The sequence below is a fragment of the Francisella sp. 19X1-34 genome (genome assembly GCF_041102755.1).
Taxonomy (GTDB): domain Bacteria; phylum Pseudomonadota; class Gammaproteobacteria; order Francisellales; family Francisellaceae; genus Francisella.
Genome location: NZ_JBGCTX010000031.1, coordinates 1 through 17,094, shown reverse-complemented (window position 1 = coordinate 17,094; position 17,094 = coordinate 1). Strand labels below are relative to the sequence as shown.

The window sequence follows — 17,094 nt, the reverse complement described above, 5'->3', positions numbered from 1 at the left end:
GTAAAAAGGAAAGCTGGTTAAATGAATCACATCATCATGTCGTATAAATCAAACATGATCCACATAGTACCTGCAACTACTATCACTACGATAATAGCTGCAAATATAGCACTCACCAAATTCCAGCGAGCCTTAGAGTCCGTATTTAGATGAAGAAAGTATACTAACTGAATAAAAAGCTGTGCAATAGCTAAAACCGCTACTGCAATACATAATGCAACAGGTGGTAATAAACTAAAGCCAACAAGTACAAAAGCTATTGTTGTAGTTATTATTGATAATACAAACCCCATTATATAGCTCTTATAAGTACCATATGCTGCGCCAGTATCTTGATCATATAAGTGTTCTTTAGCCATATTATACTGCTCCTAATAAGTAAACTATTGAGAATACGAATATCCATACAATATCTAAGAAGTGCCAAAATAAACCAAGATAAGTTAGTTTTGTTTTAGCCATAGGATTCATACCATACTTTTTAAGCTGAAATATCATACTCACAATCCATAAAAGTCCCATTGTCACATGCAATCCATGAGTTCCAACAAGCACAAAGAATGATGACAAAAATGCACTTGATGACCAAGTATGACCTTCCAACACTAATTCATAAAACTCATAAACTTCCATACAGATAAAGCCTAAACCTAAAAAGAAGGTTATCCATAAGAATTTTATAACAGTATTAATATTATCAGAGTTTCGATTAAGCATTGCTAAACCAAATGTGAAACTACTTACTAGTAGAAGCATAGTCTCAACAAATACAAAAGGTAGATTAAAAATCTCGTGCGATGCTACTCCGCCAAAAGTGTGCTCATGAAAAACTGCAAACACTGCAAATAGTGTTGCAAAAAGCACACAATCACTCATTATATAAATCCAAAAACCGAACACACTCTTAGAACCATCAAAATGATGTTCGTGGTGATGATTATCTGCAGTTACTGTACTCATACGTGTAACTCTCCTTGTTGATTATATTTACCTTCAACATCTTTAACTTCATCAGCTTTTACGTAGTAATCAATATCATAATCAAATGATCTATATAGAACTGTACCTATCATACCTACAACACCTACAGCTACTAGCCACCAGATATGCCACACTGCAGCAAAACCAAATACAAAACTAAATGCTCCAATAATAACTCCTACAGAGGTATTTCTTGGCATATGAATATCTTCGTATTTTTTATCGTCAGTAAGTGGTTTATTATCAACCCCTAGACCTTTTTCTTTATGATCCCAATAAGCATCGCGCTCTTCAACAACGGGATCATGCGAGAAGTTATAAAAAGGCACAGGTGATGGAATACCCCATTCTAAAGTACGTCCATAACCCCAAGCATCTGAACCAACACGATTCTTTTCTCTATCCTTGATACTTACAAGAATTTGAAGAACTTGGAATAAGATACCTAATCCAATAATCATTGCACCAACCCATGCAACAATTAGTAATGGTTGATAACCTGTTGATGCTGAGTAGTGATATAGTCTTCTTGTCATACCCATCATACCTAATATATATAAAGGCATGAATGCAACAAAGAAACCTATCAACCAACACCAGAACGCACATTTACCTAAACGCTCATTTAACTTAAAGCCAAATACTTTTGGAAACCAGAAGGTAAGACCCGCAAACGCACCAAATACAACACCACCAATAATAACGTTATGAAAGTGAGCAATCAAAAAGACACTATTATGCATTTGGAAATCAACACCTGGAACTGACAATAATACACCTGTCATCCCACCTACTGAGAAAACTATCATAAAACCAACAAGCCACATCATAGGCGTTGCAAATGTTATACGACCTTTATACATAGTAAATAACCAGTTAAAGATCTTAACCCCTGTTGGAATTGCAATAATCATTGTCATAATTCCGAAGAAAGCATTAACATTCGCACTAGCTCCCATTGTAAAGAAATGATGAAGCCAAACTGTAAATGACAATATAGTAATAGCTATACTAGCCCAAACCATTGTTGTATATCCAAATAACGGCTTCTTAGAGAAAGTTGCCGCAACTTCAGAAAATACCCCAAACATAGGTAATACAAGAATATAAACCTCAGGGTGTCCCCATATCCAAATAAGGTTCACATACATCATTTGATCACCACCTCCAGAAACTGTAAAGAAGTGCGTGCCAAAATATCTATCTAATGTTAATAACGTCAAAGTCACTGTTAACACAGGGAATGCTGCTATTACTAGGATAACCGAACAGAAAGATGCCCATGTAAATATAGGCATTTTCATTAAAGTCATTCCCTTGCAGCGCATTTTGATAATTGTTACAAAAAAGTTAATACCTGTCATTAGTGAACCAATACCAGATATTTGTAGCCCCCATATATAATAATCGGTTCCAACGGTCGGACTATAGGTCATCTCTGAAAAAGGTGGATAAGCAAGCCATCCAGCATGCGCAAAGTCACCTACCAACAAAGAAACGTTTATTAGCATAGCTCCGACAACAAATAACCAAAAACTCAAAGAGTTCATATATGGGAAAGCTACGTCTCTAGCACCAATTTGAAGCGGAATAACCCAGTTCATTAACGCAAAGACTAAAGGCATAGCTACAAAAAAGATCATAATCACGCCATGAGCCGTAAAAATTTGATCAAAATGCTCTGGAATTAGATAACCTGTACTATCACCTGAGGCTAATGCTTGTTGAGTTCTCATCATCGCAGCATCTACAAAACCACGAAACATCATAACCAATGCCACGATGGTATACATCGTACCTATTTTCTTATGATCAACAGTTGTAAACCATTCTCTCCATAAGTAACCCCACTTTTTAAAATAAGTAAGCCCACCAACTAGCACCACACCTGCAAATACAACACCAATAAACATCACAAGTATAATTAACTGCTGGCTTACTGGTTCATATAGGTATGGAAATACTAAATGAGGATTACTTAGCTTCCCAATTAATGCTTCTAGCATATTTTTCTCCTATTTATAAACTACTACTATTTTACTAATTACATACTAATGATGATGCATACTACTATTATGCATTGCATGTCCATGATGCATTGGCATCGCATTAGCCATATTTTCTGGCTTATAATTTGGCATCATATATGACATAACAATATGGTTAAATAAATTCTTATCAACATGAGAGTAATATGCCACTGGGTTATTTATAGAGTCTTTTACAAGATCCTTCCAGAAGTAATTCCATGTCAATGTTTGGTGTTTACCATCTTTAACTTCTTTAACCCATTTGTTAAAGTCAGCTTGATTAGTCACTTTGGCATAAAACTGCATCTCAGCAAAACCTATACCTGTATAATTAGCAGAGAATCCTCTAAATTTACCTTCATGTTTAGCTATTACATGTAATTGTGTTGTCATACCTGTCATTGCATATATCTGTCCTGCTAGCTCAGGTATAAAGAATGAGTTCATTGGAGCAGCTGAAGTTATCTTAAAGTTAACCGGGCGATCTTTAGGTATCTGTATATAGTTAACAGTGGCTATATCATACTCCGGATATATAAACATCCATTTCCAGTTTAAAGCAACCACATCTATTTCTATTGGCTTTTTATCTGACTCTAATGGCTTATAAGGGCTAAGTGTATGTGTCGTTTTCCATGTAACAATTGATAATATCAAGATTATTACAAATGGCACACCCCAACAGATTATCTCTAGTTTATTACTATGGCTCCAAGTCGGTTTATACTCAGAGTCAGCACCATCCCTATACTTCCAAGCAAACCACAGTGTCAAAATAATAACCGGAATAACCACAAAGAGCATAAGAACAGTTGCAAATATTAGCAAATGTTTCTCTTGCGATGTGATCACACCCATTGGATTCCAAATACCTCCTTTACAACCAGATAAAGACAGCATTGCTACTATACTTGTAAATATTAGTAAGTATTTTTTCCAGTTCATTAATACATTCCCTTATGAATTACAGTTACATATAAATCGTTTAATCACTAAACATGTTTTCTACTAAGTAGATATCTCCATATTACATAAATACGAAAAAAAATTCATTAATTAATAAATTTTTTAGTATTTGAATACGGAGACATATTCGCTATACTCATCAATATTTTTATTATGATAAATAATTTATATGTATAACAAAGAATTAAGAACTACTATAAATATCTCTTTAATATATGGTTTTAGGATGATTGGACTGTTTATTATTTTCCCGATATTTAGCTTATATATTAATAACCTACAATATGCGACACCTTTTCTAATAGGTTTAGCTCTTGGCATATATGGGCTAAGCCAAGCTATGCTACAAATTGTACTTAGTATCTTATCAGACAAGTTTGGTCGTAAACCGATCATACTGGTTGGCTTAGTGTTTTTTATTATTGGTAGTATAGTCGCAGCATGCTCATCTAGTATTTATGGAATAATTATTGGCCGTGCAATACAAGGTGCTGGCGCAATAGGAAGTACATTAACAGCTCTGGTTGCAGACTCCACAAAAGAAGAGAATCGCCTTAAAGCAATGTCATTAATTGGCATGTCTATTGGATTTTCATTTTTAATAGCTATGATGATAAGCTCGATATTAAATAGTATTATTGGGCTATCAGGTATTTTCTGGCTAACTGCAGTATGTGGTGGTATCAGTATATTTATCTTGACAAAAATACCTACTCCAAAAACCCCTAGCTTTCACCATGAAGCAAAACCTGTTTTAACACTTATCAAAGACATAATAACTCATAAAGAATTACTAAAGCTCAACTACGGCATATTTACACTGCATGCAACGCTTACAGCACTATTTATAGTCATCCCGCCAATTCTAACAAACATCTTAAAGATATCTGCTGACTACCAGTGGCTGATATACCTTCCAGTACTAATTATATCTTTCAGTGTAATGTTCCCATTTGTTATGGTTGCTGAGACACAACACAAAATGAGAAAGTTCTTTATCATTGCTGTTTTACTTCTAAGTATCTGTTTAGGACTTTTGATTGTAGGTTATCAACATACGATAATCCTAAGTTTAATCCTTACTCTCTTTTTTGCAGCATTTACATTTTTAGAGTCATGCCTACCTTCATGGGTTTCAAAAATTGCTCCAGTTGGAAGTAAAGGAACTGCTATGGGTATTTTTTCTAGTTGCCAGTTCTTTGGTATATTCATCGGAGGAGTCTTAGGAGGCATCATTTTTCATAAATTTAACATCGCTGGAGTTCTTACATTCTGTACAATTCTAGCATTTTTATGGTTTTTGGTTACATTGATAATGGCTGAACCTACCTACCTAAACACAAGGGTCTATAAGCTAGATAAAATAACATCTGAATTAGCAGAAAAATTAAAAAAAATCATAACGATAGAAAAAGGCCTTTACGAATCTGTGATATGTCTAGAAGAGAACGCTATATACATAAAGATTGATAAAAAAGAATTTGATGAAAAATTATTTATTCAGAAGATAAATCTAATTAAATAATCATCCCTAGAAATAATATAAAGCTATCACTGCATTTCAGCTCAAAACTATACCATTTCGGTATAGCAAAATCCTTTGTTTTCAACGCTTTGCGTGCACATTTAGTTTTTGATTTAAGCAATTTGTATGTTACAATCTACGTGTATAGTTAAAGGTTAGAAAAAGTCGCTACTCAAACTACAAGCAAACTTTTCTTTCCAACGTTCTATTTTTATAAAAAAATAACCTTTCGTTACTCGAATATCATAAGGAGAAGCAACATTATGTTACCAACGCTCATGTCTGTTGACTTAGCAAGATTGCAGTTTGGTCTAACAGCATCATTTCACTTCTTATTTGTTCCTTTAACTTTAGGTCTAACGTGGATTTTATTCACAATGGAGCTAATGTATTTAAGAACAGGTAAGGAAGTTTACAAAGATATGGTGAAGTTTTGGGGTAAATTACTTGGAATAAACTTCGCTCTAGGGATTATCACTGGTCTAACCATGGAATTTGAATTTGGTACCAACTGGTCATACTACTCACAGTCAGTAGGTGATATATTTGGTACTCCTCTAGCTATTGAAGGTATGGCGGCATTTATGCTTGAGTCAACTTTTGCTGGTTTATTCTTCTTTGGTTGGGATAAACTTTCAAAGAAACAACATTTACTTTCAACATTTTGTTTAGCAATCGGTTCAAGCTTCTCAGCACTTCTAATTCTTGTTGCTAATGGTTATATGCAACATCCAGTAGGTTCTGAGTTTGTAGCTTCAACTATGAGAATGGAGACAGTTAGTTTATTAGATGTATTCTTAAACTCTACTGCTCAGTCAAACTTCGGCCATGTAATTACAGCTGGATATACAACTGGTGCGACTTTTGTTATAGGTATTAGTGCATACTACCTACTTAAAGGACGTGATACTGCTTTTGCTAAGAGATCTTTAGCTGTTGGTTTAGGATTTGGTATAGTAGCTTGTATTATGGCTATATTCTTTGGCGATGCTAACGGACAAGATGCTTGGAAAGTACAACCATTAAAAATGGCTGCAATTGAAGCTGAGTGGGATACTTCTCCAACTCCAGCGCCATTTAATGCTATAGGATTCCCAGATCAAGAAGAGCAAAAGAACAACTATAACATAGAAATTCCTATGGCTCTTGGTCTGATAGCAACACACACTACAACTGCTCAGGTTCCTGGTGTTAAAGCTATTCTATACGGAGAAATGGTAAATGGTAAGAGAAATCCTAATCTAGCTTATTACAGAAATATCAAAACAGGTGAGACAGCTGATGTTTCTCCTGCTGTAGCTGCTGCTAATCCTCAAAAATATGAGAAAGTTCCTGCTGCAACTGTAATGATTAAAGACGGTGGTCTTGCTTATGCCGATCTTCTAAAATGGAGAGAGTCAGGTCACAAAGGTGATACTCCTGATAGTAGCTATGCAAACTATAACAATCCTCAATATCAAAGATATATGGGCTTTGGTAAACTACTTGTTCAAGTTGCTCAAGAGAAATATGGTAAAGCTGACTCAAGAACAATTGCTAAACTAGCTAACAATCCAGAAGTAGTAAAACAAGTTGCTACAAATATGGTTCCTGATGTATGGGGCATTTTCTGGACATTTAGAATAATGGTAGGAATTGGCTTCTTATTATTACTTCTAATGTTTGTTGGACTAGTATTACTGGCGAAAAACTCTCTTGGTAATACTAAGTTTAGTAAATTTGTCCTAAGAGTAATGACTTGGTCAATTCCACTACCATTTATTGCATGCTTATGTGGATGGTTTGTAACTGAGCATGGTCGTCAACCATGGACTGTTTATGATCAGCTTCCAACTAGCTTAAGCTCATCAGCTTTAACTGCTGCTGATATTGGTACTTCTATGCTGATATTCTTGCTAATAGATACTTCTCTATTTGCAGTATTGCTATTCTTAATGTTCAAGTATGCGAAACTAGGCCCTAGCTCATTAGGTTCTGGTAAATATCATTTTGAACAAAATAACGAAGATAAATAAGGAGAGATAAATGTTATTAGATGTTTTACAAATTATCTCTTGGCTAGTTGTTGGAGTTCTTATATTCCTAGTAGCTGCAACAGTTGGTTTTGACTTTGGTATAGGTATTCTTGCTAAATTTGTTGGTAAAGATAACTATGAAAAAAGAGCTATTATAAATACTGTAGGCCCTACTTGGGATGGTTCTCAAGTTTGGTTTATTACTGCTGGTGGTGCGCTTTTTGCTATTTGGCCACAAGTTTATGCTACAAGCTTCTCAGGCCTATATATAGCAATATTGGCTGTATTATGGGGTCTTTTCTTAAGGCCTCCTGCTTTTGAGTACAGAAAGAAAATAGATAGCGATAAATGGAGAAACTTCTGGGACTGGATGCTTGTTTTAGGTAGTATCATTCCTATAGTTGTTATGGGTGTTGCTGTTGGTAATCTATATCTTGGTTTCCCAATCTCTTATGATGATACAGCTAGACTAGTTTACGGTACTGTAACAAATGGTCAATACCAGTCTATGTGGATTACACTACTAGATCTGTTAACTCCTTTTGCTTTACTATTTGGAATATTTGCTCTAAATATGGCATTAATGCACGGTTCAACTTATGGAAAGCTTAGAACAGAAGGTGTGCTAAGAGACAGATTTAAAAAAATTAGTAATGTTACAGCTATCATATATATAGTACTATTAATAATCGCTGCAGTTTGGATAGCATTTATCCCGGGTTATCAATATAGCACTAGCCCTGGCTTTACATATGCTTCAGATGCTTTAAACCATGCTTATACTGCAGGTAAAATAACAACAGACTATTCATGGTACTATAACTTTAACCATGCTCATATCTGGATGTGGTTTGCACCTGTTTTAGCTTTCGTTGGTGCTATCCTTGTTATTATATTTAACAATAAGGATAAGGATGGTTCAGCATTCTTAGCAAGTTTAGCTTCATTGCTTGGAGCTGTATTGACTGTTGGTTTTGCACTATTCCCATTTGTTATGGTATCTAATGTTGGTGATTACAAATATAGCTTGACTATATTTAATGCTAGCAGTAGCCAAACTTCATTAATAGGTATTCTTATAGCTGCTGTTATAATACTTCCGATAGTATTTAGCTATACTTTCTTTGTATATAAGAAAATGTGGGCAAATGGTCGTAGAACATCTGCTGAAGAAATAAAAGCTAACTCACATGAAATGTACTAATAACAAAGGAGATTTATTATGTTTTATTTAGTATGGATAGTTTCTGCATTTGTAGCGGTTGGCATAGGTTGCTTTGTCGCAGGCAAAATGGATAAAAGAGAAGACTAATCATAATTTTTTACCATCTTATATTTTTTTTATCTCTCTATTGGTATAGAATTTCGTAATCAAACATTATCAAATATTAAATTATTATGAAAAAACTATTCTATACATCAATTCTTAGTGTATTCCTTTTTACATTCGGCTACTGTGATATCATTGTAGGAACCACTGGAGATTATTTACCTTTTTCCAACTACAATAAGACAACTCACACATTTAGTGGCAAGGATATACAGCTTATAAAAGAGTTTGCTAAATCTAACAATGAAAAAGTTAAGTTTGTTAAAACTACTTGGAAAACAGCTGCAGATGATCTTAAATCTAATAAATTTGAAGTTTTCGTAGGAGGGATGACAATAACTGCACAACGTAAAAAAGATTTCTTATTCTCAACTCCTTTAGAAGTATTTAGAAAAGCAGCAATGACAGCATGCAAAAACCTAAGTAAATATAAAAGTTTCAAAGATATAGATAGCCCTAAAACTTTAGTCATTGAAAATAGAGGCGGTACTAACGAAAAATTTGCATTACAAAACCTTAAAAAAGCGAACCTTCTAATAATAAGTGATAATAAAGAAGCAGTGAAGTCTGTAACTAGTGGTTTTGGTAATATTCATCCTGATATAATGATTACTGATAGTGTAGAAATAAAATATCAACACTCTATAAACCCACAAGTATGCCAAATACCTGTACAGATAGACAAAAATAGCTCTTTTAAAGCTTTTATGTTTAATAAAACAGCAGATGGCAAAAAACTAGCTAATCAATTTGACCAATGGTTAAAAAATAATCCAAAAATCTTTAAAGCATATACCAAATCATAGTTAGTGATTCTAATTTCACCCTAATGTATAAATAGAAAATTATAATACTTCTTTAATATAGATTTCATGACTACCCTTTAGCTTTTAATAGAGATTCTAAATTTAAAATAATAGTAGCTACTAGACAGATAATAAAAGATGGAATACTCCAATCATCCATAACAACACCTTGAAAAACAAGAACAATAACAGGTACGGTAGTAACAAACCGAGAATATATATAAGGCTTGAGTTTATATAATGCAACTTGACTAAAAAAGCTAGGCAAAATCATTCCCAACATAGCCATAACAATAAATATTAGAATAATTCTTATAGAATCAATCGAGTCAATAGTTGCAACAATATGATCACCAAAAATCAACCATAACAATAACGATACCCCCCATAAGAAAAAGAGTCTTATAGAAAGTATAGCTGTACTAGAGAAACTATATTTACTAGAGAAATTAAAAGCAGTAATACGATACATACCTGTAAAAACACCTGTTAGAATACCACTAATAACACCCATCACAGAATGCTCTGGCATAAATACTATACAAAGAATAATTGTAATAATTGATAAACTCGAGCCAATAAAATTTAATAATGAGAATTTTCTATATATAAGATTAACATAGGCAAAAGCAGCAAGAAAATCTACCGTTATACTAAATCGGGCTGAGGATTCTACCGTTGCAAGGTAACTAAAAACCCACATTAATGAAACATATATTGAAACTATAATAAATTCTTTCTTCTTTGCTCCAAATACAAAACTAAAATTTTGACGTAATTTTCCTTTGCAGGCCTCAACAAAATTAAAAAAAATTATTGCTATCGTACAACTTAGAAACAAGACAAAAAAAGCATTATAGTTTTGCCCTATTTTATAAACCAAAATCTGCGAAGCAATAAAGCTAATTATATAAAGATAAACATATACTACACCCATATGACTTTCTTCCTTTTTGTCTTTCTAACAAAACTATTTTAGATATATACTATTATTTGAGACTTCATTATACTGCGAATATTTTTGAACTATAGCCTATATAACATAGCAAAGTAATTTAAATGAAATATCTATAACATTTACAGATTATTTTCCACTGTGTTACCATATGAAACATATCTCAAATTATATAAATAAGCTATGCTTAGAGTATATCGTGTCTCTTTAATTTTTAGCTGTTTGGTCTTATTAGTAGGTCTAATGTCTATAGACTTTATAAGCCCTTCTTTACCATATATAGAAAAAGACTTTGACACATCACAATCAATACTCAAAAATAGTGTTCTTATATATATGCTTATCCTTGGAATTTTTCAATTACCATATGGTTTTTTAAGTGATCGGTACGGTCGTAAAAAGCTCGTTTTAATATCTCTAAGTATAACAATATTAGGAATAATGATAACCGCATTTTCTCAAGAGATAATTTCTTTTTATTTAGGAAGAATAACAACTGCAATTGGTAGTGCTGGATGTGCTGTAATTAGTAGATCTATAATCGCTGATGTTGCACACAATTCAAAAAGACTAAAAAAATCATTCTCAATATACGCTCTAGCAAGTCAAATCTCCCCATGTATTGCGCCTGTATTAGGAGCATTTATACAATCGATTAGTTCATGGAGATTCTCTTTAATTACATTAATGTTTATAAATATTGTAGCTTTTTTACTTATTCTTAGCTTGATGCCAGAGACCCTAAGAGTTATAAAGTATAAAATAAATTTAAAAGATACCATTAACAAATATCTATACTTCTTCAAAAATAAATATTTTTTTACCATGTGTCTTTTTTCTGCGCTGGTATATGTTTACTCCATAAGTTTCTATAATATGCTGCCTTTCGTACTAAATAATTTGCATATTAATGTTGTAACTAATGGCTTTATAAACAGTATTTATGCATTAAGTCTGATTAGTGGAGCCTTTTCGCTACAACGCTTTTTCTATAAATATTCTTCTGAGAAAATCCTTAATATTATAGTTAAAGCTTATCTAATCTATTTTATAATATTTTGTGTGATATTACTGATATATACAAATATTTTTACTATAGCAATTTTTGGAATAGGTACGGCATTTTTATGTGGTATTACAGCACCTTTAATACTATCAATGTGTATGCAAAGCTTAAAAGAGAATAAAGGAGTAGCCAGTGCCGTTCAAAGTTCTATAAAAATGTTTTTTACAGGAGTTGGATTAATATTTTTCTCATATATAGAACTTACAAATATAACTGAGATAACTATTATCTATATTTGTTTAGGTATTCTTGCAATCTTCTTATGGACTATAGCAAAGAAAGCTAGCCCAACTCAATAGGATCTATATCAAAATAGACCTTAATCGTACTTTTGATATTACAACATACATTTTGATTCACCCACTTTATCAGCAGATTTATTTCAGCACGCTTTTTTGATGTTAATAGCAAGCTATAGCGATAAACATTATTCTTTTTTAAATGTAATGCTGGCAAAGGTTTTGATACTTGTACATTTTCACAGTCTTTTAATTTTAAATATATATCATTTAGCAAATTTAAAATTTCTTGCTCTTTTTTCGACTCAGCTATTATTTGAGCCTGGTATGTATAAGGTGGATAACTCGCATACTTTCTTTGCTCCAAAAGATAATCAAGAAACTCTAAATAATCCTTATTTACTAACAAGTCTAAAAGTTTATTTTCTGGTTGATACGTTTGCAGCAACACTATACCAGGTTTATCAGCCCTTCCAGCTCTACCTGAAACTTGAATTATCATTTGTGCTGTTCTTTCAATTGCATGAAAATCAGTACTATATAAGCCTGCATCGATATTTATTAAACCAACTAAAGTGATATTTTCAAAATGATGACCTTTAGCGATCATCTGAGTACCAACTATAATATCAACCATATTATCATTAATCATCTGATTGATATTGTGAAGGTCACTAATAGTTTTTATATTTGAACGATCAAAACGAACAACTTTATTATATGGGAATTTGGCTTCTAAACGAGATTGAACCTTTTCTGTGCCTGTACCATAAGTAAATAAATCTTGTTCACTACAACTTGGACACACCGTTACTAAAGGTTTACGTGAGCCACAGAAATGACATTCTAAGTACTGATATGGATAAGTATGTAAAGTATAAGGTTTATCACACCTATCACATTCAACAGCCTCACCACAGCTATTGCAAACTAAGGCTTTCGCAAAACCTAACTTATTTATAAAAATCAAAGACTGCTGATGAGCTGTGATATTCTGCTCTAAAAGATTAAAAAGTGTATTACTAATTCCATTATCAACAATTTTTGATTTTAAATCGAGAAGTTGAATTGGTGTCTTATAATTATTTAATGCTCTATTTTGTAACTTAAGCAATTTATACTTACCAATCAAACTATTATAGTAGCTTTGTATTGATGGTGTTGCACTTCCTAAGATCACAGGAATACCTAACTGGCTAGCTCTAAATATAGCAATATCGCGAGCGTTATACCTAACACTGCTCGTTTGTTGCTTAAAAGAGCTATCGTGTTCCTCATCAATGATAACAATGCCTAAATCTTTAAAATCAGTTAGTACTCCACTTCTTGTTGATATAACAATATCTGCGTCACCTTGTTTAATTTTTAACCAATTAGTAAGTCTTGCCTTGTCACTTAATTTAGAATGTAGTGCAACGATATTTTTATTAGGAAATCTACTTTCAAAACGTTTTATTGTCTGAGGAGTCAAATTTATCTCTGGAACCATTACAAGCACTTGCTTTGAATCCGCTAAATATTTGTCTATAGCTTGCAGATAAATCTCTGTTTTTCCACTACCGGTAACTCCATAAAGTAAAAATACATTAAAACCTGTTTCTGATAATATACTGCTTAATACATTACTTTGCTCTTCAGATAAATCCTTAGGCTTATCGTACTTTATACCTTTTATAGATTCTTTTAACTTATATGACTTTTTAAGAATACTCTTTTCAAAAAGCTTATTAATAACGTAAATAGAAGCTAATTGTTTTAGATCTTCATATTTAATAGAGCCAGTTTGTTTGAGAGTAGTAATTAACTCTTGTTGCTTAGAGGTTAATTTATGATTTTCTAGATTTTTAAAATCAATACATACATAAGTATCTTGTTGAGGTTTGATGATTTCACTCTTAAAGAAATCATTTGGTAAAGCTAAACGTATTGCAGTGTATAGATCACAACAGTAATATTGTGAAATCCAAGTTATCAAATTTTGTATGTCAGATCTTATAGGGCTATCTATAAATTTGAATATTGGTTTAACCTTTTCAATTTCATAGTCAACCTCAATATTTTTGGCAATTATAAAACCTATTAATTGGCGCTTACCAACATTGACTAGTACTCGATCGAATAATCTAATATCACTTTTATCAGTACTATAATCAAGCACATATGCTGGTGGCACAGCTAATGCGACTTTGACAATCATTACGCAGATTCCGTGATAACTTTTGAATTTTTATACCAAAAATAAAATCCATAAATAGCGGTAAGAAGAAAGATAAAGTTTTGTAAAACTTGACCATATAATTGTTGCTGATACATCACAAAAACAAAATATAGATCAGAAATTATCCAAATCACCCAATTCTCCATAAACTTCTCTATAGTCATTATAATTGCGGTAAATGTAATCCCAGTCAGTAAGCCTGTTGATACAATATCTTCTGAGCCTGTAAAATAGTTAAAAGCTAAACAAAATATACATAATGCTATTGTATAAAGTATATACCTAAAATAGTCCGAAGCTTTCATCCATTTAATAACATCATCGCTATCTATACCCTGAGTACTCCATTTATACCAACCATAGCCAAAAAATACCACATACACAATTTGTAATAATACCAACGAATAAGTACCTTTCATCGCAAATAGAAAAAGTAATATTATAGCTCCTACAATACCTAACGACCATGACCACACTTTTAGCCTAGCTAGATATATTGTATATAAAACATTTATTATAAGAGCTGAGTAGTCGAGAAATTTAAATAACATAGTTCATAGTAACCTTTTTAGAAACATTCATACAATTTTATATCGAGATCTTTATACAGATCTGATTTTATCGTATTAATCTTTCTAATTGAACTAGTTTTAAAGTTAATTGTTGGATTAAATGCTAAATATACTTTATGTAAGCTTAGATTAAAAACATCACAGTTCAAGTAGCAAATATCTTGAGCAGTTATTCTGATAATATTTGCCTTTTCTAAATCATATAAAACCTGCTTAACTTTATCATAATCAGCAACAGCAGCACTCTTATATATATCAGAAATACTCATACCGTTTTTGAGTTCTCTTTGTACAATATGCAAATCTTTAAGAATATTAACACTTATACTCAAATCGTCTCTTTTTACCTCTTTCTTAAAATCTAGGGTAATCTTCATATACTGCATAGCTCTAATCATAACAGCACCCAACAGTGTTATATGCCAAGTAATATAAACCCAAAGAATAAATATCGGAATTAAAGAAAGTGAACCATAAATAACAGAATATGTAGGTACATAAAACATATACAAAGAGAAAATCTTCTTAGCCATTGAAAAAACTATAGCTACTAAAAATGCTGCAAATAATGCAACTCTAGAGTTAATTTTTGTATTAGGCAGAATCTTATAAACTACAAAAAAACCACCTGTTAAGAAAATAAGTGATAAGAAATTTAATAAATACTGCTCAATACCAGCACCTTTAAAAAACCATGTCATCGATATGATATAAGTAGTTGAGATAAAAACAAAACCCATTAATAATGGTCCCATTGTCATCAAAGCCCAATAAACCAATAAGCTTTGTACCATTGGGCGCTGCTTATTTACATAAAATATTTTATTTAAAGTAATTTCCAATCTTTTGATCATTAAAAATATAACCACTAATAAGACAACAACCGAAGTAACAGGCAAGCTCGTCATCTTATCAGATAGAGAGGTAATATATTGCTGAACAGTTGTTGCCGTTGCAGGTAACATATTATCAAATAAGAAGTTCTGGATATTATCAGAAAGAGAACTAAATGCATTAAAAGCATTCAAAATATTTATTATAATGAAAAAAGCTGGTACGATAGCAAACAAACTAGCTAATGTTATAGACGCTGCCACTGTTGGGCACTCTTTACGGAAATATTCCTTAAATACCCAAAGCCAATAGTTTTGGAAAATGATTAAATATTTTTTACACAATCGAATACTAAACATAGAACAGACAACATGAAAAACATATTAATACTATACTACAGCCAAGGTGGAAGTACAAAGAAAATGGCTCATACAATAGCTCTAGGAGTTGAAGCTACAGGAGCTACGGCAACGATACGCACTGTACCAAACATATCTGCAAAAACCGAGAAAATTGATCCTATAATACCAGAAGATGGCGACCTATATGCTACAAAAGAGGATTTGGCTAACTGTGATGGCCTTATCGTAGGTAGTCCAGCATACTTTGGTAATATGGCATCACCTCTTAAGTATTTCTTAGAAATAAATAGCGATTTATGGTTTAAAGGTAGCCTTATAGGTAAGCCTGTCGGTTTTTTCACTGCTGCTTCTGGAATGCATGCAGGACATGAGAGTACTTTACTATCAATGATGATCCCTTTTATGCACCATGGATGCCTAATCGTTGGTGTACCATATAGTGAGCAAGCTCTTGAGCATACTAAAACAGGGGGTACTCCTTATGGTGCTTCACATCTAAACACTTTATCTCCAAATAAAACAATGTCAGAGGATGAGATAAAAATATGTAAAACCTTAGGAAAAAGAGTCTCTGAGATTGCTAATAAACTTTCAAAATAAGGAGTATCTGTGAAAAAGCACACCTATCTAACTATCTTCCTATTGAGCATATTCTTAACAAGTTGCTCAAGCACTGATCCAAGCTATTCTGCAAACTCCGTAGGTCAAGTATCTCAGGTTGAACAAGGTAAGATATTAGACATTCAAAAAGTAAATATAAAAGGCTCTAATAACGCCGGTACTAGAGTTGGTGGACTAGCTGGAGGACTTGGTGGAGCTCTTGCTGGTAGTGGTAATATATTTACAAGCATCGCTGGGTCTATAGGTGGTGCTTTAGTTGGAGGTATTGCAGGTGGTGCAACACAAGAGGCTATCACATCATCAAAAGGATATCAGTTCACTATTAAGCTAAATAGTGGAAAGACTTTTGCAATATTACAAGAAGATAATAACAACCTTAAAGTAGGAGATCAGGTAACTGTATACATCTCAGGTAACAACACTAGAATAGTTCCTGCTAAATCAAGCTAGTCAACAACTCTACGATATGTTTCCATAAATTTTTGATTTTATATATAGGGAGTGTTGCAATCTAAGCAATAATTGGAGTAAATTTTGAAAATCTACATTTCTTGTCTAAAAAATGACTATAGCC

Annotated in this window: 16 protein-coding genes; 8 read left to right on the top strand and 8 right to left on the bottom strand. The window is 32.6% G+C overall.

Annotated features, from left to right (window positions below):
• Positions 1-26: 26 nt before the first annotated feature.
• Genes cyoD through cyoA form a run of 4 tightly spaced genes read right to left on the bottom strand, consistent with a single transcriptional unit; the run spans position 27 to position 3,956 of the window.
• Positions 27-359 carry a cytochrome o ubiquinol oxidase subunit IV gene (gene cyoD / locus AB8E56_RS06405; protein WP_329479251.1) on the bottom strand — a complete coding sequence of 111 codons (333 nt, stop codon included), beginning with the start codon at positions 357-359 and terminating at the stop codon, positions 27-29.
• Position 360: 1 nt separating this feature from the next.
• Positions 361-960 (bottom strand): cytochrome o ubiquinol oxidase subunit III, encoded by a 600-nt coding sequence (cyoC, locus tag AB8E56_RS06400; protein ID WP_192577137.1) that lies wholly within the window; start codon positions 958-960, stop codon positions 361-363.
• On the bottom strand, positions 957-2,987 hold the full coding sequence (gene cyoB / locus AB8E56_RS06395) for a cytochrome o ubiquinol oxidase subunit I (protein ID WP_329479249.1): 2,031 nt from the start codon (positions 2,985-2,987) through the stop codon (positions 957-959). The genes cyoC and cyoB overlap by 4 nt, the downstream gene beginning before the upstream one ends.
• A 45-nt stretch (positions 2,988-3,032) precedes the next feature.
• Positions 3,033-3,956, bottom strand: coding sequence for a ubiquinol oxidase subunit II (cyoA, locus tag AB8E56_RS06390; RefSeq protein WP_329479247.1), 924 nt, complete (start codon positions 3,954-3,956; stop codon positions 3,033-3,035).
• Positions 3,957-4,146: 190 nt separating this feature from the next.
• Between cyoA and AB8E56_RS06385 the strand changes: the two genes are divergently transcribed.
• From AB8E56_RS06385 to AB8E56_RS06365, 5 genes are all read left to right on the top strand, one after another.
• Entirely contained in the window at positions 4,147-5,502 is a 1,356-nt protein-coding gene (locus AB8E56_RS06385) for an MFS transporter (protein WP_329479245.1), read from the top strand.
• Between the two features lie 263 nt (positions 5,503-5,765).
• Positions 5,766-7,517: a cytochrome ubiquinol oxidase subunit I gene (locus AB8E56_RS06380; RefSeq protein ID WP_329479243.1), complete on the top strand. Its 1,752-nt coding sequence runs from the start codon at positions 5,766-5,768 to the stop codon at positions 7,515-7,517.
• 10 nt (positions 7,518-7,527) lie between these two features.
• Positions 7,528-8,721: a cytochrome d ubiquinol oxidase subunit II gene (gene cydB, locus AB8E56_RS06375; RefSeq protein ID WP_329479241.1), complete on the top strand. Its 1,194-nt coding sequence runs from the start codon at positions 7,528-7,530 to the stop codon at positions 8,719-8,721.
• Between the two features lie 18 nt (positions 8,722-8,739).
• Positions 8,740-8,829, top strand: coding sequence for a cytochrome bd oxidase small subunit, CydX/CbdX family (locus AB8E56_RS06370; protein ID WP_192577131.1), 90 nt, complete (start codon positions 8,740-8,742; stop codon positions 8,827-8,829).
• An 86-nt stretch (positions 8,830-8,915) separates the two neighbouring features.
• Positions 8,916-9,653: a transporter substrate-binding domain-containing protein gene (locus AB8E56_RS06365; protein ID WP_329479239.1), complete on the top strand. Its 738-nt coding sequence runs from the start codon at positions 8,916-8,918 to the stop codon at positions 9,651-9,653.
• Positions 9,654-9,723: 70 nt separating this feature from the next.
• Here the strand turns inward: AB8E56_RS06365 and AB8E56_RS06360 are convergent, their stop codons facing one another.
• Entirely contained in the window at positions 9,724-10,590 is an 867-nt protein-coding gene (locus tag AB8E56_RS06360; protein ID WP_329479237.1) for a hypothetical protein, read from the bottom strand.
• 201 nt (positions 10,591-10,791) lie between these two features.
• Here AB8E56_RS06360 and AB8E56_RS06355 point away from each other — a divergent pair, with 201 nt between their 5' ends.
• Positions 10,792-11,973 (top strand): MFS transporter, encoded by a 1,182-nt coding sequence (locus AB8E56_RS06355; protein WP_329479235.1) that lies wholly within the window; start codon positions 10,792-10,794, stop codon positions 11,971-11,973.
• On the opposite strand, the gene priA is transcribed toward AB8E56_RS06355, so the two are convergent.
• The 3 genes from priA to AB8E56_RS06340 are packed head-to-tail and all read right to left on the bottom strand — an operon-like array spanning position 11,957 to position 15,896.
• Positions 11,957-14,110, bottom strand: a complete 2,154-nt coding sequence (priA, locus tag AB8E56_RS06350) for a primosomal protein N' (protein WP_329479233.1) — start codon at positions 14,108-14,110, stop codon at positions 11,957-11,959. The two genes, AB8E56_RS06355 and priA, sit on opposite strands and share 17 nt — an antisense overlap.
• Positions 14,110-14,682 carry a nicotinamide riboside transporter PnuC gene (gene pnuC / locus AB8E56_RS06345; protein ID WP_329479231.1) on the bottom strand — a complete coding sequence of 191 codons (573 nt, stop codon included), beginning with the start codon at positions 14,680-14,682 and terminating at the stop codon, positions 14,110-14,112. The genes priA and pnuC overlap by 1 nt, the downstream gene beginning before the upstream one ends.
• A gap of 17 nt (positions 14,683-14,699) precedes the next feature.
• Complete coding sequence (locus AB8E56_RS06340) at positions 14,700-15,896, bottom strand: YhjD/YihY/BrkB family envelope integrity protein (protein WP_329479229.1); 1,197 nt, start codon at positions 15,894-15,896, stop codon at positions 14,700-14,702.
• A 12-nt stretch (positions 15,897-15,908) separates the two neighbouring features.
• On the opposite strand from AB8E56_RS06340, the gene wrbA reads away from it, so the two are divergent.
• Complete coding sequence (wrbA, locus tag AB8E56_RS06335; protein WP_329479227.1) at positions 15,909-16,499, top strand: NAD(P)H:quinone oxidoreductase; 591 nt, start codon at positions 15,909-15,911, stop codon at positions 16,497-16,499.
• A 9-nt stretch (positions 16,500-16,508) separates the two neighbouring features.
• Positions 16,509-16,970, top strand: coding sequence for a hypothetical protein (locus AB8E56_RS06330; RefSeq protein WP_329479225.1), 462 nt, complete (start codon positions 16,509-16,511; stop codon positions 16,968-16,970).
• Positions 16,971-17,094: the final 124 nt, after the last annotated feature.